General features: G+C 47.0%; 23 protein-coding genes and 1 tRNA gene. 10 read left to right on the forward strand and 14 right to left on the reverse strand.

Going from position 1 to position 21,266, the window contains the following annotated elements; genetic code table 11:
* Complete coding sequence (gene ppx / locus DPA2511_RS13735) at positions 1-1,530, forward strand: exopolyphosphatase (RefSeq protein ID WP_015854356.1); 1,530 nt, start codon at positions 1-3, stop codon at positions 1,528-1,530.
* An 83-nt stretch (positions 1,531-1,613) separates the two neighbouring features.
* Here the strand turns inward: ppx and DPA2511_RS24175 are convergent, their stop codons facing one another.
* Entirely contained in the window at positions 1,614-2,054 is a 441-nt protein-coding gene (locus tag DPA2511_RS24175) for a hypothetical protein (RefSeq protein ID WP_194250201.1), read from the reverse strand.
* Positions 2,055-2,193: 139 nt separating this feature from the next.
* Here DPA2511_RS24175 and DPA2511_RS13740 point away from each other — a divergent pair, with 139 nt between their 5' ends.
* On the forward strand, positions 2,194-2,460 hold the full coding sequence (locus tag DPA2511_RS13740; protein WP_015854358.1) for a DksA/TraR family C4-type zinc finger protein: 267 nt from the start codon (positions 2,194-2,196) through the stop codon (positions 2,458-2,460).
* 34 nt (positions 2,461-2,494) lie between these two features.
* Here the strand turns inward: DPA2511_RS13740 and DPA2511_RS13745 are convergent, their stop codons facing one another.
* A complete protein-coding gene (locus DPA2511_RS13745; RefSeq protein ID WP_015854359.1) occupies positions 2,495-2,923 on the reverse strand; it encodes a universal stress protein in 429 nt (142 codons plus the stop codon).
* Between the two features lie 209 nt (positions 2,924-3,132).
* Between DPA2511_RS13745 and DPA2511_RS13750 the strand changes: the two genes are divergently transcribed.
* Positions 3,133-3,498, forward strand: a complete 366-nt coding sequence (locus DPA2511_RS13750; RefSeq protein WP_015854360.1) for a DUF4186 domain-containing protein — start codon at positions 3,133-3,135, stop codon at positions 3,496-3,498.
* Here the strand turns inward: DPA2511_RS13750 and DPA2511_RS13755 are convergent.
* The 9 genes from DPA2511_RS13755 to DPA2511_RS13795 all read right to left on the reverse strand — a co-directional run bounded on the left by DPA2511_RS13755 (position 3,481) and on the right by DPA2511_RS13795 (position 12,668).
* Complete coding sequence (locus tag DPA2511_RS13755) at positions 3,481-4,035, reverse strand: isochorismatase family protein (RefSeq protein WP_015854361.1); 555 nt, start codon at positions 4,033-4,035, stop codon at positions 3,481-3,483. The genes DPA2511_RS13750 and DPA2511_RS13755 overlap by 18 nt on opposite strands.
* Before the next feature lie 106 nt (positions 4,036-4,141).
* The gene (locus DPA2511_RS13760; RefSeq protein ID WP_015854362.1) at positions 4,142-5,308 is read right to left on the reverse strand and encodes a nucleotide sugar dehydrogenase; all 1,167 of its coding nucleotides are present in this window, start codon (positions 5,306-5,308) and stop codon (positions 4,142-4,144) included.
* A gap of 9 nt (positions 5,309-5,317) precedes the next feature.
* Positions 5,318-6,607 carry an FkbM family methyltransferase gene (locus DPA2511_RS13765; protein WP_015854363.1) on the reverse strand — a complete coding sequence of 430 codons (1,290 nt, stop codon included), beginning with the start codon at positions 6,605-6,607 and terminating at the stop codon, positions 5,318-5,320.
* A gap of 14 nt (positions 6,608-6,621) precedes the next feature.
* On the reverse strand, positions 6,622-7,893 hold the full coding sequence (locus DPA2511_RS13770) for a glycosyltransferase family 4 protein (RefSeq protein WP_015854364.1): 1,272 nt from the start codon (positions 7,891-7,893) through the stop codon (positions 6,622-6,624).
* 4 nt (positions 7,894-7,897) lie between these two features.
* Positions 7,898-9,025, reverse strand: coding sequence for a glycosyltransferase family 4 protein (locus tag DPA2511_RS13775; protein WP_015854365.1), 1,128 nt, complete (start codon positions 9,023-9,025; stop codon positions 7,898-7,900).
* Positions 9,026-9,916: 891 nt separating this feature from the next.
* Positions 9,917-10,657, reverse strand: a complete 741-nt coding sequence (locus tag DPA2511_RS13780) for an ABC transporter ATP-binding protein (RefSeq protein ID WP_015854366.1) — start codon at positions 10,655-10,657, stop codon at positions 9,917-9,919.
* Positions 10,658-10,666: 9 nt separating this feature from the next.
* Positions 10,667-11,470, reverse strand: a complete 804-nt coding sequence (locus DPA2511_RS13785; protein ID WP_015854367.1) for an ABC transporter permease — start codon at positions 11,468-11,470, stop codon at positions 10,667-10,669.
* Complete coding sequence (locus DPA2511_RS13790) at positions 11,470-12,399, reverse strand: UDP-glucuronic acid decarboxylase family protein (protein ID WP_015854368.1); 930 nt, start codon at positions 12,397-12,399, stop codon at positions 11,470-11,472. Before DPA2511_RS13790 ends, DPA2511_RS13785 begins: the two co-directional genes overlap by 1 nt.
* Positions 12,400-12,580: 181 nt before the next feature.
* Positions 12,581-12,668 (reverse strand) — tRNA-Ser (locus tag DPA2511_RS13795).
* Positions 12,669-12,890: 222 nt separating this feature from the next.
* On the opposite strand from DPA2511_RS13795, the gene yccA reads away from it, so the two are divergent.
* Positions 12,891-13,550, forward strand: a complete 660-nt coding sequence (gene yccA / locus DPA2511_RS13800) for an FtsH protease modulator YccA (protein ID WP_015854369.1) — start codon at positions 12,891-12,893, stop codon at positions 13,548-13,550.
* A 142-nt stretch (positions 13,551-13,692) separates the two neighbouring features.
* Positions 13,693-14,022, forward strand: a complete 330-nt coding sequence (tusE, locus tag DPA2511_RS13805) for a sulfurtransferase TusE (RefSeq protein WP_015854370.1) — start codon at positions 13,693-13,695, stop codon at positions 14,020-14,022.
* 3 nt (positions 14,023-14,025) lie between these two features.
* On the opposite strand, the gene yccX is transcribed toward tusE, so the two are convergent.
* On the reverse strand, positions 14,026-14,304 hold the full coding sequence (gene yccX, locus DPA2511_RS13810) for an acylphosphatase (protein WP_015854371.1): 279 nt from the start codon (positions 14,302-14,304) through the stop codon (positions 14,026-14,028).
* A 209-nt stretch (positions 14,305-14,513) separates the two neighbouring features.
* On the opposite strand from yccX, the gene hspQ reads away from it, so the two are divergent.
* Positions 14,514-14,822: a heat shock protein HspQ gene (hspQ, locus tag DPA2511_RS13815; protein WP_015854372.1), complete on the forward strand. Its 309-nt coding sequence runs from the start codon at positions 14,514-14,516 to the stop codon at positions 14,820-14,822.
* Between the two features lie 51 nt (positions 14,823-14,873).
* On the opposite strand, the gene DPA2511_RS13820 is transcribed toward hspQ, so the two are convergent.
* Positions 14,874-15,287 (reverse strand): CoA-binding protein, encoded by a 414-nt coding sequence (locus tag DPA2511_RS13820; RefSeq protein WP_023638396.1) that lies wholly within the window; start codon positions 15,285-15,287, stop codon positions 14,874-14,876.
* 341 nt (positions 15,288-15,628) lie between these two features.
* On the opposite strand from DPA2511_RS13820, the gene DPA2511_RS13825 reads away from it, so the two are divergent.
* Positions 15,629-16,087, forward strand: a complete 459-nt coding sequence (locus DPA2511_RS13825; protein WP_015854374.1) for a methylglyoxal synthase — start codon at positions 15,629-15,631, stop codon at positions 16,085-16,087.
* A 49-nt stretch (positions 16,088-16,136) separates the two neighbouring features.
* Here DPA2511_RS13825 and helD read toward each other — a convergent pair whose 3' ends face one another.
* On the reverse strand, positions 16,137-18,194 hold the full coding sequence (gene helD / locus DPA2511_RS13830) for a DNA helicase IV (RefSeq protein ID WP_015854375.1): 2,058 nt from the start codon (positions 18,192-18,194) through the stop codon (positions 16,137-16,139).
* 156 nt (positions 18,195-18,350) lie between these two features.
* On the opposite strand from helD, the gene DPA2511_RS13835 reads away from it, so the two are divergent.
* The 3 genes from DPA2511_RS13835 to DPA2511_RS23215 form a co-directional block, all read left to right on the forward strand.
* Entirely contained in the window at positions 18,351-18,797 is a 447-nt protein-coding gene (locus DPA2511_RS13835; protein ID WP_015854376.1) for a YccF domain-containing protein, read from the forward strand.
* 8 nt (positions 18,798-18,805) lie between these two features.
* Entirely contained in the window at positions 18,806-20,971 is a 2,166-nt protein-coding gene (yccS, locus tag DPA2511_RS13840; RefSeq protein WP_015854377.1) for a YccS family putative transporter, read from the forward strand.
* A 136-nt stretch (positions 20,972-21,107) separates the two neighbouring features.
* Positions 21,108-21,266, forward strand: a 159-nt coding sequence (locus tag DPA2511_RS23215) for a helix-turn-helix domain-containing protein (RefSeq protein WP_023638397.1), incomplete at its 3' end; no start/stop codon positions are given.

Here is a 21,266-nt window from a genome sequence, read left to right on the forward strand (position 1 = left end):
ATGCCGTTAACGAATTACACTACCGAACAACCGCAGGAATTCGCCGCCATCGACCTCGGCTCCAACAGCTTTCACATGGTGGTCGCCCGCGTGGTCAACGGCGCGCTTCAGGTGCTTGGGCGCCTGAAGCAGCGCGTCCATCTGGCCGACGGCCTCGACAGCGCCAACCAACTCAGCGAGGAATCCATCCAGCGCGGTTTGAGTTGTCTGGCGCTGTTTGCCGAACGACTGCAGGGATTCCCAGCCACCAACGTTTCCATCGTCGGCACCCATGCGTTGCGTCAGGCTGTCAACGCTCAGGATTTTCTCAAACGCGCCGCCAGAATCATACCCTATCCCATTGAAATCATTTCCGGTCATGAAGAGGCCCGTCTGATTTTCATGGGTGTCGAACATACCCAGCCGGAAAAGGGCCGCAAGCTGGTTATCGACATCGGCGGCGGCTCTACAGAGCTGGTTATCGGCGAAGATTTCGAACCCATTCTGGTGGAAAGTCGCCGTATGGGGTGCGTCAGCTTCGCCCAACAGTTTTTTCCCAACGGCGAAATCAGCGAAGCGAATTTCCGCCGAGCCCGCCTTGCGGCGGCACAAAAACTGGAAACGCTGGCGTGGGAATATCGTATTTATAGTTGGGACTACGCGCTCGGCGCATCCGGCACCATCAAGGCGACCCATGAGATTTTGGTGGCGATGGGCGAGAAAGACGGCCTGATCACGCCGGATAGACTGGAAATACTGAAGGATCGCATCCTACAGTTCAAAAATTTCCGAGCGCTTAGCCTGCCGGGGCTGACGGAAGACCGCCAGACGGTTTTGGTTCCCGGTTTATCTATCTTATGCGGCGTGTTCGACGCGCTGGCCATCAAGGAACTTAGGCTTTCCGACGGCGCGCTGCGCGAAGGCGTACTGTATGAAATGGAAGGACGTTTTCGCCATCAGGATATCCGTATCCGCACGGCGCAAAGCCTGGCCGGCCACTACAATATCGACCGTGAGCAAGCCCGGCGCGTCAGGGAAACCGCCGAACTGCTCTACGCCCAGTGGGCGCAGCAGAACCCATCGTTAGTTAACCCGCAGCTTGAGGCGCTGCTGAAATGGTCAGCCATGCTTCATGAGGTTGGGTTGGGCATCAACCATAGCGGCATGCACCGTCACTCCGCTTATATTTTGCAGAATACCAACCTGCCGGGATTCAATCAGGAACAGCAGTTGCTGCTGGCGCTGATGGTGCGTCTACACCGTAAGGCAATCCGGCTTGAGGAACTGCCGCGGCTTAATCTGTTCAAGAAAAAGCAGTACCTGCCGATGGTGCAACTGCTGCGGCTGGCAACGTTGCTGAGCAATCAGCGGCAGGCGACCACCACGCCCAAAACGCTGCGGCTTATCGCAACCGAAAGCGCCTGGACGCTGATATTCCCCCAAGGTTTTTTCAGCCAGAATATGCTGGTTCAGCTCGATCTTGAGCGGGAACAACAGTATTGGCAGGAAGTCAGTGGCTGGAAACTACTGCTCGAAGAAGAAAAGAACTGACGGATTGACCACTCTCACGGGCGGCGTCCCAAACCGACGCCCGCCCGTTCCTGTCACCGTGATCGCAGTAACATTCCATCGTTTCAATCGCCGCCAAATGGTGACGAAAAGTGCTTTTTGCGCCTACCGCATTGACCACCTTCATCTCCTGTGCCTAAATAAAAAACAGCGAATCCCCGCGATAACCAGGAAAATGAAGGATAATGTCCTCTATCACTCATAAACGACGAATATCCATCAGGCGCCGACGAAGTAGCACCGCGCAAGTCGCCCGAACTGTTCTCATCATCAGTCTCCTCATCCTTCTTGGCCGTTTTGCCTACTCTGCTATTGGCGCATTTTTCCACCACCAGGAAAAACAACAGCAACGTATTGAACAACCGTTGACGACAACGACTAACCTTACCCCTTCCCAGCGGGAGTAGGGCTCGCCTCCCGTTCTCCCTTGTTATTATGCCAATATGGCGCAGTTCGCCGATGATAATCGCCGAAGCAGACTTTCGGTGAGGAATGTTGCTGGTCATATCCCGAAGTCACTCGCTGATCAATAACGAACGCCCCCCACACACCCTATTTCCCCCGCCGTTCTCCTGTTTGTACTGCATTAATGCCATACTTGATTCTATAGCTGTGTCATCAAACCCAAGGGCAGGAGGCGTACAAATGGCAAGTGGTTGGTCTAACGACGGTGCCGTTCAGGATCAGATTGATGCGACGGTGGATGACGCCATTGCGCATGCCCGCAGTCAGTTGCATCAGGGTGATAGCGCGCAATATTGCGAGGCGTGTGGAGAACCCATTCCCGAAGCCCGCCGTACAGCATTACCGGGGGTTCGGTATTGCGTCGATTGTCAGGAAAAACTGGATCGAAAAAACACACTCATCAGCGGCTATAACCGCAGGGGCAGCAAGGACAGCCAGTTAAGATAGACACGGAGCCGCTCGCGCGACCCCGCAGCAGGAACTACCTTACCACCAGCACCGTCGTCTGGGCATGACGAACAATCGCGGCGGCATTGGAGCCTAACAAGTAGGTTTTAACATTCGGGCGACGCGAACCAATCACAATCAGGTCAGCCTCGATTTCTTGCGCCAGTTCCAGCACCTCATCGCGCGGTATCCCAAAGCTAATACTATGAGAAAGCTTTTCCGGCGGCAGGTCGATCGTGCTCACCAGCAAGTGTAGTTTCTCATCCGCCTTAACCACCGCTTCGTTTTCAAACTCTTTGATACCGAATGAATAGGCCGACATAAATGCCGAGGCATCGGGCAAGGCATGAAACAGGTGTAGCTTCGCATCGGCTAGCTTTGCCAACATCACCGCATGGGAAAGCGCTTTTTTGGTCAGTTCTTCTTCATCAATGTCCACAGGCACCAGGATAGTCTTGTACATAAAAGCTCCCTAGGTTTATCAACTCGACATTGACAGCGTAGACCCGATTGACGTTAAGCGACACGGGTTTTTAAGGTATTTGTGAAGCGACGCGATATTTAAAAAAAACACATTACCAATAAAATACAACGAGTTATATATTTATAATTGCCCTCGATTCGTCATGGCGCTAGGCTCTGTTCTTCCGCTTCGATGTCGGCCCTTCATGTATGAATACCATTAATGCGCTGTTCCTCCGATTATCACGCTCACGCTTCCGTCAGCGTTTTCATTTAGGCTCCAGGGAACGCAATTATTGCTTCAGTAAAGGCAAAGAGATGATTTCCTCCCACGCCGCAGAGTTTATTGCCCGACGGCTGGCACCCGCATTGCCGGCCAACGATGGCAAACAGACACCGATGCGTGGACATCCGGTATTCATTGCACAGCATGCAACCGCCACCTGCTGCCGCGGATGTTTGGCCAAGTGGCATGGTATCCCGCAACAACGGGCGCTGACCGAACAGGAACAACGCTATATCGTGGATATCATCCTGTATTGGCTTGAGAAAGATCTGCTAGACGGCAGGCAATGAACTCTCAGAATCGCCCGTTTTCACATCCCATTCCTGCAAAATCCGTTGCGTCTCTTTCACCCATAGCCGATTGCCGGGGATGATGAAATCCGCCCACACCTCGTTATGCTGCGCAATCAATTGCGCGGCACTAACCGCCCGGCGATCTGCCGTGGTATGCGCGTCCGCTGCGACAGTCTGGGCATATCCCCGGCTAGCGGCATTTTTTATTGTCGCATCAACGCAATAATCGGTAGCACAACCACATACGGTGAAATGATGTCCCCCAAGTTGCTCCAACGTAGCGGCCAATTCGGTACGGTAGAATGCATCACAGGCTGTTTTGTTGATATAAATGGCGTTTTTCGGGCGATGGAGTTCCGGTAATAGTTGCCACCCTTCGCTTCCAGGCTGCATCGCCTCATCTACATGAAGAATGAACAACGTTCTCTCAGCAGCATCGATCAGCTGGTTGATCCGCCCGACTACCGCATCCTTCTGGTAACGAGATGTCTGAAACACTGCGTTTTGCATGTCAATGACAATAAGTATGTTCATATCATCGCTCCCACAATCAACGGCACGGCAACAATAAAAAAACGGCGATTTTTATAAGTAAAAATCGCCGTTAGTATAAATAACGCCCTAGATTCTGGCCGAGAAATCAATCGTTACCAAAAAGATCCCGGCTATAAACCTTATCGGCAACATCCTGGAGCACATCTGACATTCTATTGCTGATGATGATATCGGCTTTTTCTTTAAACTCATTCAAGTCAGTCATGACGCGCGAATTAAAAAATTCACTCTTACTAATTGCTGGCTCATAAATAATAACTTCGATTCCTTTCGCTTTTATGCGTTTCATTATTCCTTGAATACTGGATGATCGAAAATTATCCGAACCACTCTTCATTATCAGCCTGTAAACACCGACAACTCTGGGGTTGCTTTTAAGAATATCCGACGCAATAAAATCCTTGCGAGTAACATTCGATTCAACAATCGCATTGATAAGGTTTTGAGGCACATCGCTATAATTTGCAAGCAATTGTTTGGTATCTTTTGGCAAACAATAACCGCCGTAGCCAAATGAAGGATTGTTATAATGAGCACCGATACGAGGATCCAGACAAACACCGTGAATAATCTGACTGGTGTTCAACTCATGAGTCGCAGCATAAGTATCAAGCTCATTGAAATACGATACCCGCATTGCCAAGTAGGTGTTAGCAAACAGTTTAATTGCTTCGGCTTCCGTTGCACCGGTGAATATCACCGAGATATCTTTTTTAATGGCGCCTTGCTCCAGAAGCCCTGCAAAAACCTTAGCTCGTTCGGAGCATTCGCCAACGACGATCCGGGAAGGGTGCAAATTGTCATATAAAGCACGCCCTTCACGCAGAAACTCTGGCGAAAATATAAGATTATCAGTTCCTAATGCCTGACGTGTCTTCAGAGTATACCCAACAGGAATAGTCGACTTGATGACCATTGTTGCACTGGGGTTAATCGCAATCACATCCCGAATGACAGACTCAATAGACTTAGTATTAAAATAGTTCGTCTCAGGATCATAATCCGTAGGCGTCGCGATGACGACAAAATCAGCATTTTCATAAGCTTCATTTTTATCGAGCGTTGCACGAAAGTTAAGATCGCGATTTCTGAGATAATCCTGTATTTCTGCATCGACAATGGGTGAGTCTTTGCGATTAAGCATGTCAACTTTTTCAGGAATAATATCTAGCGCAACAACTTCATTATGTTGCGCAAGCAATACACCTATTGACAATCCAACATACCCAGTACCAGCTATTGCTATTTTCACTTATGCACCTTATTTCAAATACCAACTGGGGTAGCAAACATAATCGATCTGTTTTTCATTATGAACTTTTAACGGAACCACTTCATATTCTAATTTTTCCAGTTCAGCTTTTAATTCGTTGAAACGAACGGAAAAATTGATTGAAAGGTGTTCTTCCCACTCAAAGACCACTACAGGATGGCAACGTTCCAATGTATCCAGGGAACCTAATATGACTTCACCATCAGCACCTTGAACATCGATTTTTATAAACACGACATGTTCAAATTTATAACTATCAAGTGTCCTTGCTTCGTGAGAAAAAACACCCGTGCCGCCTTCACTGAAGGAGTATGCACCAAGATTGACAGCCGAAGCACCATCAAAATCGCCTTCCGTATTTAGCGGCAGCGCGATTTCCTGCCGTTCTTGAGAGGCAAGCGATAAACTCGTAGCCTTTGAGTACAATCCATTATTATATAAATTAATGTTTTTAACACCGTTAATTTCGGTGTTGGCTCTTAATATCCGGCAATTAAAATCGTTCGGCTCAAAGCAATTAACCGAATCAAAATATGTAGCAAATGCAATAGCCATCGTACCTAGATGTCCACCGACATCAATAGCCACGCCACTTTTTATTTTTGCTACCTTTTCCGCCAACTCAAGGATATGAGCATCCCAATATTTTCCAGAGAGAACTGAATCAGAAATAATCTCACCCTGTTTGACAATTAACACGCCGAATTCGGTATTAGCTAACGCCAATTCATGATGCGCAACGTCTTTTTCATCATCTCTTCGCTCATTTCTTAAATCATTCAACTGAGCAAAATGATCCTGTAACTCAAATGAAACAGCATCAAAACGATCAATGATATCTTTATTCAATCGACTTTCAATCGTATCGAAACGATGAGACATCGCTTCCAAATCCTTCCCTATCACCCCATAATTACGAGTGTACCCTTCAATAGTATTGAAGCGATGAGCGATAGCATCAACATCTTTGCCCTGAGCGCTGATACTATTCTCGATAGGAACAACACGACTATCGACATCATTAATATGCCCGGACAGACCTTCCAATATATCACGATGATGTTTAAAACGCTCTTCTACAGAATGAGCGTTCTGTTCTGCTACCTTTATGTGATGATGTAATTTTGATTCCAATACTTCAATTTTATTAATATCATTGACCAGTTCGGTAAAATATGGCCGCATAAACTTAAACAATACCCTACGTAGAGGGTTCATAATAAATTTCGTCTTTGCCTTTGAGATACCAGCAATATATAAGCTATGGATGTTCATCATGGTACCCTCTGAAATTAAGAAAATAACTTAACGGAAAGATTATGTTTAAGATAAGTACGATTTATATCCATCCAGGATGGCTCTTTGATAACTTTAGACTTCATCACATCATTTAGGATACTCTCAACCTGCTCTAAACAAGTATCGAAATGTAAATCCTCACGAGTGATCACTTGAGCATTAGTGCCAATTCGTTCGACATCAATTTCATGACGACAAAAACGTCGCAATGTCTCAAATAAAGATGCGGCACTTCGTTCAATCTTCAGACAATGAACATTTCCGACAAGACGCTCCGCCGCGCCGCATGTGGCGGTAATAATCGGGATACATCCAACTGCTGCGGCTTCAATCGGCGCAAAACCAAACGGCTCACGCTCCCATGTTGGGAAAAGAAACGCATCAGATGCTTTATAAATATCAATCAATTCAGGTTGTGTCCGTGGCCCTAAAAAACTGACCAAATCGGAGACACCATATTGTTTTGCAAGATCAACATAATAAGCAATGTTACCATCGCCGTATATTTCAATATTGAAATTCTCAACTCTATTTTTCCGCAGTAACGCAGCGGTCTCGACAATAATATCGATGCCTTTATGAGACTGCACAGCCCCTGCGGTTACAAAACGCAGCTTTTCCGAGCGGGTATATTCACGTTTAAAAAACGTCTTTTCAATATCAACCCAGCCAGGCACAAGGTCAATCTTGTTTGAGAATGTGAACTTGCAAAGCAATTCAATTTCATCAACCAAATGCTTAGTCATTGAAATAATTTTCCCATGCTTATACAAATTTCCATTCTGAGCATTAAATATTGAAAGCACATCCTTGGAAAACCCAAACTGTAACGTTTCCGGGGCACGATCCATCAGGTGTAAAACCCAAGGTGCAGATATGCTATTCAAAGCATCGAGAATAGCTAAGCCGCCAATACCGACCAGGTTAAACAAATAAACGCAATCAGGTTTATATTCCTGAATCGCATCCAAGACCATAGCTGTATTAGCATAATTGGTCAGCATAGCCTCCAAATGATTTACTTTTAATACATTCTCATGAGGGCTATTAATGGGCTGAAAACTTTTTAACTGCAAACGTCGTAAAATGACTGGAGACGATTGATCCGATTGAGAGATTTTTTCTTCAGGAACATGAGATGGCGAGGTGAGGACAACCACATCATGGCCACGCTTAACCAAACCATTAACAATACTTTTGCATCCGAGCTCATATCCTCCAAGGTAGTACGGCGGATACAAGTTTGAAATCACCATGATTTTCATATAATCAAACTCCTGTTAAACCCTGACTTGCTGCCGCGTTATAAATGGAAATCAACTTTCTGCCTACGCTTAGAAAGCTATAATTATCGACAACATGTTCTCTAGCAATATCAGAACAATCCTGATAAGGCCATTGGGCATTAACATATTCATGTAGTTTATGGCTCAGTTCTTCCTGATTAGAGAAAACGAATCCATATCGACTATCTGGAACCAATTCAGGTAAAGAACCAGCATTTGATACAATAGCAGGCAAACCGCAAGACATCGCTTCAAGGGTTGTCAGTCCCATCAATTCCGGCTTTTGAATCACATTACCATAAATATCTTGATGCGTTGATCCCTGTAGGAATACACCTGCATTTCTATAGAGCTCGAGTAATTTGCTATCATCCGCATCGTGGATAAATTCAACATTCTTACCTTGAGCTAACTGTTTTAGTAATTGGAAATAATTTTCATCATAAACTCGCCCCACAACCTTTAATAGCATATTATCAGGAAGGGCGGATATAATACGATCGATACCTTTATGGGGCAAAATACGGCTGACGCAAATTCCATACTGAATAGAATTGTTTTTAATTTTTTCTGAAGGTGAGAAAAACTCTGTATCAACCGGCCCAATTACGACGTCATGTAAACCAGAATAGCTTGAGTGGATAAGTGATTTAGCATATTCAGATATAGATAAAACGCCACAGGAAAGTTCAAGCCCTCTGCCAAACAGCATCAGACTGCTTGCACCGCCGCCTAAATCTGTAGATACAAACGGAATATTAAGAGATGAGGTGACAGCTGCAGCGTATTCGCCAAAAGTAGTTAAACTTTGGTGTATGTGTACAAAATCAAACCCAACCAAATCATCCCATAAAAAATCGGGAATAACATTCATATTTCCCTGCAGGGTAGAGATGTTGGGTGATAGTCTAACAGTTACGTCTTCATATTCAAATAACTCTGGTTTATCTGAAACTGATAAAACCGACTGACTGATAGGTAAATTATCATTTTTAGCAGCAAGGTTAATTGCCTTCACCAAATTATAAACATACCGCTCACCGCCACCAATTATAGAGTTCTGAGAAAAATAAGTTGGTGTTAGATGACATATCTTGATTTTTTTGTCCATGTATGTAGTCAACTAAAAAATGAAAGTTTATTCGATTATACAATCTATATCATCACATTTAAAGTACCAAATTTTATCGAAAAATTGTGAATAATAATAAGAAGTCCTGTCAGACACATCTTTTAGATTATAACCTACGGAGTTTATACCTAAAATCCTTATATTTTTATGCAAGAATCCCCTCATTTAAAATGATAGACCTATTTTCTATTTAATGAAGGAGAAACTGAGTTTTTTAGGAAAGATATTGCGATAAAAGCCGGCTTGCTCGTAACGTCCAAATACAGATAAAGGTAGATCTACCGTCACATATTGATGATGTTAATAGTCTTGTGTAACCAGGCCATCGATATACCCTATACAAAAAACCTCATACGCTACTTAACAATCCACTTATGATTTTCGAAGTTATTCGCTGCGAAGTTATTCTTTGTCCTGAGCAGATTCATTTTTGAACAAGTAAAAATGAGATACAACAACATTACGCCATAAAAATATTATCTCGCGGATAATTAAAAATATAGTAATAAAAATGTTCTGATACTAGGATTATAAGGATATGTAGCCAATATAAGCTATTATCCAGGAGCCAATATGCCATGAGGTAATTTAAATATCAGTCGTATAATATCCGGCCCGATATCAGTAACACTAAAACAATAAAGACAATAATCATGAGGAGGCTGGAATGAAAAAAGATGACGAGTTCGGGCTTTGCTCCAGACAATTATAAAAAGAAAAACTTCCATTTTAGGATGGTAAATAATACAAGCAGGTAAAATAAGAGTTTGTACTATACAGCAATGAGATTTTTATGAAAAAACCATACAAAAACTAATGCCTGATTAGATCCTGTATGGTTTATCTTTCGTTGACATCGACAGTGGAATATTAGCCAAAATACCTAGCGCACACATCAGCGGGTGCACCATCCATACGTATATTCCCATGTTCAAGCCAGATAGCACGGTTACAGGTATTCAACGCCAACTCTTTAGAGTGAGTCGCAATAACCAAAATATTCGTTGTGCTTACCAAGTCCTTCATCCGTTCTTCGGCTTTATTCTTGAATCCTTCATCACCTACAGATAACCATTCATCCATCAACAGTATTTCAGGACGAACAATTGTGGATACAGCAAACGCCAAACGCATGTGCATCCCTGTAGAATAAGTTCGAAGGGGCATGTCAATAAAGTCGCCAAGCTCTGAGAATTCAATAATTTCATCAATTTTTTCAGATACTTGTTCTTTAGATATCCCCAACAACCCACCGCGGACATAAACGTTTTCCCTGCCAGTTGCCTCGTTATCGATACCTAACGATATATCAATCAACGAACCGACTTGGCCACGAATCTCAGCGATACCAGAAGTAGGGATATATACACCACTAAGCACACGGAGCAGAGTACTCTTCCCAGAACCATTGTGTCCCAGCAAAGCAACACGATCGCCATCATTCAAGTTGAACGACAGATCATCGAGCGCTTTTACAACAACACGTCCATCGCTATCCGATCCAATTTGCCCCCCCGTAGCTACCTGCAATATTCGCTTTTTAAGGGAGCGAGTACTGGCATTGTAGATAGGAAAATCGACGGATATATTTTCTAGCCGAATAGATGCCATAATTGTTCTTTATAACCAGTATGCAATACGATTTCTATACCGGCCGAAAATAGCAATAGCTATTCCCCAGCCAACGACAGCCAATCCTATAGCTGTATACCAACTAGTCATAGATGGCAGTTGTCCTAATAATGGCGCCCGCACAATCTCAATAAGGTGAAAAGCCGGATTAAGATCAAGCAAATAAGTATAAACATCAGAATGTCTGGGTAATTGACTAGGCATCCACATTATTGGCGTCAAGAAATAAGCAACTTGTAAAATACTAGCAACGATTTGCGGCAAATCCCTGTATCGTGAGCAAATCACGCCAAGAATCAGAGAAATCCACGACAGATTCAGCATCAACAGGAAAAGCCCAGGGATACAAAGAAACGCCGAAAAACTAGGTAGTTTACAAAAGAAAATGAATATAAGCGGAATAATCAATATATTGTGTAAAAATATCAGAATATTTCGCCAAATAACCTTGAGAATATGGACAAATAAAGGAATCGGCAGCTGTTTTATGACGGCTTCAGAGCTGACAAAGCCGAAACAGCCCTCAGTAATAACAGAAGACAGTAAAGTCCAAACGATCATACCCGCAGCCAAGAAGGGCAAAAAATCAGACATGGGAGAATTAAATATACGACCAAAAACTCCCCCTATCGCGGAAATCATTACGCCCATACTTATCGTTATCCAGAAAGGGCCTAGCGCAGATCTACGATAACGTTGTTTAACATCCTGCCAGCCAAGCATAGATACTAGCTTGTACTTTTTTAGTGCAGCAAAAATATCTGATGTAGCAATTGAAATAACCGACTGCATTAAGATCGTCCCAAAAACTCTCTAAAATAAGAAATGGTTTCCTTTAACCCTTTATCCAGTTCAACCTTTGGCTCCCAACCTAATGTATCATGAGCTAATCCGATATTGGGTTTCCGTTGTTTGGGATCATCTTGGGGCAGCGATTTAAACACCAGTTTGGAAGGGCCACCAACCATTCTTAGTACAGTTTCAGCCAGCTCTTTGATTGTAAACTCGACCGGATTACCCATATTAAACGGACCGGTGATATTAGAAGACGATGCCATCATGCGGACAAAACCTTCGATCAGATCGTCTACATAACAAAAACTACGAGTCTGCGACCCATCACCATAAATAGTGATATCTTCGCCTCTGAGCGCTTGTACGATAAAGTTACTGACCACTCGGCCATCATTAGGATGCATTCTGGGACCATACGTATTGAAAATACGGACAACCTTAATATTTAATTCATGCTGGCGATGGTAATCGAAAAACAAGGTTTCGGCACAGCGTTTGCCTTCGTCATAACAAGATCGGATACCAATCGGATTAACATGCCCCCAGTAATCTTCACGCTGAGGGTGTACTTCAGGATCGCCATATACTTCACTGGTAGAGGCTTGAAGAATTTTAGCTTTAGTTCTTTTTGCCAAGCCAAGCATATTGATCGCGCCATGTACACTTGTTTTAGTCGTTTGGACAGGATCCCATTGATAGTGGATTGGTGATGCGGGGCAGGCAAGATTGTAAATTTCATCAACTTCGACATAGAGGGGAAAAGTTACATCATGACGCATTAGTTCGAAGTGGGGGTTATCAAGAAGATGGGCAACGTTATCTTTAGTACCACTGTAAAAATTGTCAACGCAGAGCACATCACATTTATCTTTCAGGAGTCGTTCGCAGAGGTGAGATCCTAAAAAACCAGCGCCTCCGGTCACCATGACCCTTTTCCTGTTGGAAACTCGCACAGATATCTCCCCAATATGTCAGATAGTCTCTATTTTTAAACCACGATTAAAATAGCTGTTTCGTGTGCCTATGAGAATGCAACCAAAATAACATAAAAATAAAGGCAAACAGCTTTAATTTTCATCAAGCCGCTTACCTTTACTTACAAAGAATTGGCGGAGGAGTAGAGATTCGAACTCTAGAACGCTTTCGCGTCGCCGGTTTTCAAGACCGGTGCCTTCAACCACTCGGCCACTCCTCCGCAACGACGCGAACTATAAACAGACTGCCCGATATTGTAAAGCGACCACCGGCTCAATCGCCTGAAAAATAGTCGATACGGTACCAAAAGCATATAAAACCGTCATTATGTTCAGAAAGCGACGATAATTCAGCGTAAAGAAGGGTAAAACACCTTTAATTACACCGCGCAACTACTTACTCTCTGAAACAAATGGCACCCTGAAGAGAGAGAGTCGTTATCATGGATCGCATCGTTGTTTCCTCGACACGTGAATATTCCCTGCTCAACACACATAAAGTGCTGCGCAACACCTATTTCCTGTTGTCGATGACGTTGGGCTTTTCCGCGCTCACCGCTACTCTGAGTACGGTATTCCAACTACCGGCACCCGGATTGATTTTGACGCTGGTCGGATTTTACGGCCTGATGTTTCTAACCTATCGTCTGGCTGATCGTCCGGCTGGCATTCTGGCGGCATTCGCGTTGACTGGGTTTATGGGGTATACCCTCGGCCCGATCCTCAGCGCGCTGATTAGCGCCAATGCGGGCGATATCATTATGTTGGCGCTAGGCGGCACAGCATTGGTCTTCTTCTGCTGTTCCGCTTACGTACTGACTACCCGCAAAGATATGTCATTCCTGTCTGGCATGCTAATGGCCGGATTTGTTGTCTTACTGGTCGCCGTCATCGCCAATCTGTTCCTTAACCTGCCGGGGCTGCAGATGGCAATCAGTGCGATGTTTATTCTGTTCTCCACCGGTGCCATCCTGTGGGAAACCAGCAATATCATCCATGGTGGGGAAACCAACTATATCCGGGCGACGGTCAGCCTGTATGTTTCCATCTACAACCTGTTTGTCAGTTTGCTGAGCCTGCTAGGCATGTCGCGCAGCGAATAGCAACAACGAGAATGAAAGCACATCATCAAGGGCGCCAATGGCGCTCTTGAGCGTTTTATGCGCCAGTGAATCCCGGCAGCACGATGCTCGCCATGACGAAATTTGTTAGCATGAGGACGCTTTTCATGGTGATCGAGGTGATATGTTAACGTTTGAAGGCCGGGTTATCGAAACCGATACCCAGGGATATCTCAAAAATACCAGCGACTGGCAAGAAGCGATGGCTCCCGAGTTGGCCGCCCAGGAAGGAATTGAACTTACGGAAGCACATTGGGAAGTGGTGCGTTTCGTTCGCGCATTTTATCTGGAATTTAATACATCCCCAGCAATTCGTATGCTGGTAAAAGCTATGTCGCAAAAGTACGGCGAAGAAAAAGGCAACAGCCGCTATCTCTATCGGCTTTTTCCTAAAGGCCCCGCGAAGCAGGCCACTAAAATTGCGGGTTTACCCAAACCGGTAAAATGCATCTAGCCGTCAGTAACGAATGCCAAAACCTTCAAAATCCGCGACAGCGCAAGACTCCACCAGCACCCGATCCACTCTGGCATAGCGTGGCCCACCTTGCCTGAGCCAGTTGATTAACTGTTCGACGGCCTGCGGCTCGCCACAGGCAACGACTTCAACGCTGCCATCGTCGCAGTTCCTGACGTAACCGCACACCCCCAGTCGTTGCGCCTGCAATTGGGTGTGATAGCGAAAACCGACACCCTGCACCACCCCATATACCCAGGCAATCATCGAGACAGTCGGCATTGGCATTCCCCCTTGAAAAACACACCGCACGAGTACAAAAATGCACCGCAGTTAACGCATGTGGATGCCAGCAGACACTATGCTGTAAACAAGGAGAATCTTGGCTGGCAAAGACGGTAATAACGAGAAACAAGACTGCCTGACCACTTGAAAACCGCGTATCTCCCCCAACTTAGTTAGGATATGTACTACGTTTCTCAGGAGGTCATATGATTATCTGTAAATTTGCCATCGGACAACAGATTCGTCATAAGCTGCTGGGATATCCCGGGGTAGTTATCGATATTGATCCCGAGTATTCACTTGAGCAACCCAAATGGGAAGAACTCGCGACGAACGATACCTTACGCACCGCGCCTTGGTACCACGTGGTTATGGAAGACAAAGAAGGCCATCCCATACACACTTACCTGGCCGAAGAGCAACTGATGGATGAAACACTGAACCAAAGCGACCACCCATCATTGGATGAGTTGTCTGAAACCATCAAACGCAGGGCTCCGCGGCTTCTGCATTAATGAGAACAGACGCAGGCTTTATCACCACAGCGTAATAAAGCCGAACGAGGGTTATTTCTCCATTCCCAGTCTGGGTATCTCAATTTTTGGGCAGCGATCCATCACGACTTTTAGACCTGCGTTATGTGCAAGAACGGCGGCCTGCTCGTTGATCACGCCGATTTGCAGCCACAACACCCGGGCACCAATCGCAATCGCTTCCTGAGCAACGTCCCAGGCGGCATCAGGCTGCCGAAACACATCAACCATATCAATAGGATAAGGAATATCAGCCAGCGACGCATAAACCGGTTGCCCCAGCAATGACTGCCCTGCCAGTTTGGGGCTTACCGGAATCACCTGATACCCCTGCGCCAGTAGGTAAGCCATCACGCCATAGCTGGGTCGTGTCGCTTTTTCGCTAGCCCCAACCAACGCAATGGTTTTGACCTGAGCTAAAATGGATTTGATATCACTGTCTTGCATAGTTGTCCCACCTTGCGATTCGGCCATGGAAATTAAGTGTAACGTAAATGTCTGACGGCAGACCGCGCTCTGCACCGCACATTCATCGTCCAGTACGTTTCCTTTTTGTTCCTGTTTGGCCGTATCTGTTACCACCGGCCACATCGAAACAATGAAATCACATGGTGATAAATGGTAACGCATCACCAACGATAATCCCGACGCCAGCTGACAATATTGTTTGTTTTACAATCAATTAACCTCATTTTTGAAAAGGCGTTCGCATTTTTTCAGTTCGCCGCTTTTCACCGAAATAAGGTTTCCGTAATCTGTAAACATCTCACTGTTCGAAGGATGTCACCATGGAGTTCACCACCCGTACGATAGAAGTGCATAAGCATATTGCGCTGGTCGCACACGATCACTGTAAACAAACGCTGCTGGAATGGGTCAGCGCCAATAAATCACAGCTCTCAGAACACCACCTGTACGCAACCGGCACTACAGGTAATCTGATCCAGTTGCATACCGGTCTGCCCGTCAGAAGTATGATGAGTGGCCCGATGGGGGGTGATCAACAGGTGGGCGCCCTGATTGCCGAAGGCAAAATCGACATGCTGATGTTTTTTTGGGATCCGCTGAACGCCGTGCCTCACGACCCAGACGTCAAAGCCTTGTTGCGGCTGGCTACCGTGTGGAACATTCCGGTAGCCAACAATCGCGCAACCGCAGACTTCCTGATTAACTCTGCGCTGTTCAAACAGAAAGTCGATATCACGATCCCCGACTATCAGCGTTATCTCCATACTCGGCTGAAGTAACTCCATTCATGTGACGACAGGGTGATTCATCCGCCCTGTCGTTTGTTCATCATCCCGGTTTACGTTGTTTGGGCACGCCCAAACCATGTAGCTGTTCGACAAAAACCGACGGTTTCTCCCGGTCATACAATAACCAGACCTGATGTCTGGCCCGGGTAAGCGCCACATACAGCAACCGACGTTCTTCCGCATCCGGAAACGGCTCCAAGGCCGGCAACAATATCTCTTCCAGCAGAGATTCCCGGCCAGGAGCGGGGAAACCATCACTCCCTTCATGCAGCCCGACAACGATCACATAATCCGCCTGCCGCCCCTTGCTGGCGTGAATGGTCATAAAATCAACGTTCAGGTTGGGCCATCGGGTATCCGCTTTTTGCAACACATCAGGGCGCAAGTGATGGTAACGCGCCAACACCAGAATGCGCTCCTGCCCCGTGACATAACCACTCATTTTATCCAGCAACGCCTCAAGCTGCTCATCCGGCAATAGCGCAACCGAACGCCTGTCTCCATCCCGCAAGCTGTTGAGGGATTTTTTCAATTGCGCCGGATTCTGTTGAATAAACTGATTGGCGATCTCGCCGATACGCCGGTTGAAGCGGTACGTCGTATCCAACACGCATTGAGCGCCGATGCCAAAGTGATGCTCAAACGAGGTAGTCAGAGAAAGTTCCGCACCACTGAAGCGGTAGATAGCTTGCCAGTCATCGCCGACGGCAAACAGACTGGTGCCGCTGTTCTGTCGTCTTAACGCCGACAACAATTGTGCCCGTTGCGGCGAAATATCCTGGAACTCATCAACCAGAATATGTTTCCAGGGGTTGATGAACCGCCCTTTTTCCAGGTAGTTGATTGCCTGATGGATCAAACCGGAAAAATCAACGGCGCCTTCGTCTTTCAACGCCTTCTTCCAGGCTTTCAACAAGGGGGCCATCAACCGCAGACGCTGTTGCACTGCGGTACGCACCTCTTCATCCGCTTGCGCCACCATCTCACTCTGCGTACCGCCATGCATACGCATTAATCCCAACCAACGCTCCAGCCGCCCCGCCATCCGCGCCGACACAACGGGATCATGCCAATAATCCCCCTCCGGCAACACCCATTCCATTTCGTCCGATAGCCACTGGCGCCACCCTTTAGCCTGCGTCTTTTTTTCCGCGCATTGCTGCTGCCACTGTTGCAGCAGAAATGAACGACGAGCCTCCGCATCAGTTTCAAGCCGGCTAATGACAGGCTCATTTCGGCTGCACTGCTGGATGATGTGCAACGCCAAGGCATGGAAAGTCTTGGCCTGAATATCTTCGGTATGCAAACGCTCACGTACACGTCCATTCATCTCTTCTGCTGCTTGTCGGCCAAACGCCAGCAACAGTATTTGCTCTGGCCGCGCCTGTGCGCTGCGCAGCAACCATGCCGCCCTCGCCACCAGCACCGACGTTTTACCGCTGCCCGCACCGGCCAAAACCAATACGGCATCCTCACCGTTGATCACTGCCCGAGACTGGCTGTCGTTCAACGGCGAAGATTCTACTGATTCGAAAAAAGTTCGTTGCTGCACTAAGGTATCGTCAGCCCAGCGCTGATTGATTTGCTGACGCAAACGTTCCCCGCGATCCAGCCAGCTCTGGCACAGGCGATAGGCGTCACGACAGCGTTCAAATTCGTCCAAACGTGTCAACGGCAAGGGGATAGCGGAAAAACAATGTCGAATATCCTGTTGCAGCTGCGCCAACGCTTTACGGGTAAACCAGTGCCCGGCAGACGCCCACTGTGCAATGGCCTGCACCTGCTGTTGCAAAACCGATGCGCTGATCTCCCCCATCTCATGGCTCCACGCCATCCAGGACTGAAGTAGATAACGGTGAAACTGTTGCGTTTCCTGCCATTCGGTACCATGGAGCCGGACGACCTGACCATCCGGTAATTCAAACTCCAGTTCTCCCCAAATCAGTCCTTTTTTGCAACGGATCGCCTGCAATTGATTAAACGGAATCAGATATTCATGGCGCTCACCACTGACACGCACCCCTGCATTCAGCAATTCCACCCGATTGTAGGGATGCTGTGCCAAATGCTTACCCAAAGCGGTCGATTTCAGTTCCATAATCCCTGCGCCATCACTGCGAAATTATCATTTATGCTCATAGTGTAACCGCGATATCAGCCCAGGCTCCAGGCATAAAAAACAGGTTCAAATAGCCTGATTAATAGTAAGATAATTCACTTATCACGATAATTTTCGAACCTGTAACGGGATACTATGCGTAGCGTACTTAATGTTCTAAATTTCGTGCTGGGAGGGTTCTTCACCACCTTTGCCTGGCTATTGGCAACCTGCATCAGCATCATTCTGGTGTTTACACTGCCATTGACACGTTCCTGTTGGGAAATCACCCGTCTGTCGCTGTTTCCTTACGGTAACGAAGCCATCCATGTCGATGAATTGCATCCGGATGGGAAGAATTCGCTGCGCAATGCCAGCGGAACCCTGCTCAACGTATTTTGGTTTATCTTTTTCGGCTGGTGGCTGTGCTTGTCCCACATCTGCAGCGGCATCGCCCAGTGTCTCACCATCATCGGTATTCCTGTCGGCATCGCCAATTTCAAAATTGCTGCGATTGCACTCTGGCCGGTAGGTAGACGAGTGGTATCAGTGGAAGAAGCCCGGGCGGCCAGAGAGGCCAATGCCCGTAAACGTTATCAATAGGGATTATCGTGCACGTCAACGTCGGTATCGGCTTACGCCGTTTTATCTACAACAGTAGCGGGTTATATAACCTTAGAATTCTACTGGCGCTCAGCGGCGCAGCTATCGTTCCCTGGTGGCTGGGAACGCCCACCAACACTATCCCATTAACCTTGGGCGTAGTCGCGGCTGCGTTGGCTGATCTTGATGATCGACTGTCCGGCAGGTTGTTCAACCTGCTGATTACTTTGATTTGTTTTCTGGTTGCATCGATTTCCGTCGAACTGCTTTATCCTTACCCTTGGTTCTTCGTCATCGGCCTGGCGGTTTCCACCTGGGCGTTTATCCTGCTGGGCTCGCTGGGGCAGCGCTATGCCACTATCGCTTTTGGCGCGTTATTGATCGCGATTTACACGATGTTGGGCGCATCGCTCTATACCAATTGGTATCAACAACCACTTTTGCTCTTTATCGGCGCACTCTGGTACAACCTGCTGACGCTATCTGGCCACTTGATTTTTCCGATTCGACCGCTGCAGGACAGTATCGCTCGTTGTTATCAGCAACTGGCCAGTTATCTGGACGCCAAGTCTACCCTGTTCGACCCTGATAATGACGACACACACCAGACACTCATCGCTGTCACCATGGTTAACGGAAACGTGGTGGACACACTGAATCAAGCCAAAGCCACGCTGTTGACGCGATTACGCGGCGATCGCGGCCAGCGAGGGACACGCCGCACGCTGCACTACTATTTTGTCGCGCAAGATATCCACGAGCGGGTAAGCTCCGCCCATATGCAATATGAACAATTGCGTCAGACGTTGCTCTATAGCGACGTTCCTTTTCGCTTTCAGCGCTTGCTCACCCTGCTTTCCCATGCCTGTCAGCAACTCTCGCAGTCCATTTTGCTGCAGCAAAAATATCAGCACGAAGCACGTCTGGAAAAAGCATTCTCGCGGTTGGACATCGCTATCGATCGGCTGGCGACGCAAGGCGTAGATGCTTTGCATACCAAAGCGTTGCGTTACCTGCTGAATAATCTGCGCGCCATCGATGCACAGTTGCGCAATATAGAGTCAGAACAAACGCTTGAACGGCACAACCATAGCCTCGCCACCGAAAGTTCATTGTCAGACGATAAAATCACCGGCTGGAGCGATGTGCGGCTACGAATCAGCCGTCATCTGACGCCAAAATCCGCGCTGTTCCGCCATGCTGTTCGTATGTCGCTGGTTCTGTGCGCCGGCTATGCGTTCATTCAATTTTCCGGGCTGCAACATGGTTACTGGATCCTGCTGACCAGCCTGTTTGTCTGCCAACCCAATTACAGCGCAACCCGCCGTCGTCTGGCCTTACGCATTATCGGGACACTGGCTGGGGTGCTGATTGGCGTTCCATTACTCTACTTCGTCCCGTCTATTGAAGGGCAATTGCTCTTGATCGTCATCAGCGGAGTTCTGTTCTTTGCGCTGCGTACCGTACAGTATGCGCAGGCGACCTTGTTCATCACTCTGTTGGTTTTGATGTGTTTCAATCTGTTGGGCGAAGGTTTCGACGTGGCGCTTCCACGGGTCATCGATACTTTACTTGGATGTGGTATAGCTTGGGCGGCGGTGAGTTTTATCTGGCCCGACTGGCGATTCCGGGGATTGCCGGCCGTTATTAGCAAAGTATTGAACAGCAACTGCCGTTATCTGGATGCCATTATGGTGCAATATCACCAGGGCAAAGATAATGGCCTTTCCTATCGGGTAGCCCGCCGGGATGCCCATAACAGCGATGCAGAACTGGCATCAGTTATCGCCAATATGTCCGCCGAGCCTCATACTTCATCAGAAAGAATGGAACGGGCTTTCCGGTTAATGTGCCTCAACCATACCTTCCTGAGTTACATCTCGACGCTAGGCTCACATCGTGAACGCATCACCTCGCCCGGCGTTTTGCAGCTTTTAAATGATGCCGTTTGCTACGTAGAAGACGCCTTATATCAGGATACGCAGTACCAGCCAAAGCTGGCCGGAGAACGCCAGATATTGGAACAACGCCTCCACGATCACGCCCCTGAGCAGGACAGCAAAGAGCAACTGGTGCTGCAACAGATACGTTTGATTATCAGTTTGCTTCCTGAGTTGACACAGTTGAAAAATGAAATACTGGCGGAAGAAACACACACTCAAGTACATGGTTAATTAACGCATTAACTTCTTATCGATCGCTTATATGCATTAGTCGCGACCAGATCTGACATATCAGCTTGAAAGAGTGAGAGTTACCGGTTTTGATATGGGTGTCGAATCCTTATACAAAACACTAGAGGTAACTCTCATGTTGCATACTAACAATCCTGTCATCAAACACAAAGCGGGTTTACTGAATCTGGCCGAAGAACTTGGTAATGTTTCGAAAGCCTGTAAAGTCATGGGCGTATCGCGCGATACTTTCTATCGTTATCGGGAGTTGGCTGAACAAGGCGGTGTTGATGCG

This window comes from Musicola paradisiaca NCPPB 2511 (assembly GCF_000400505.1).
Taxonomy (GTDB): domain Bacteria; phylum Pseudomonadota; class Gammaproteobacteria; order Enterobacterales; family Enterobacteriaceae; genus Musicola; species Musicola paradisiaca.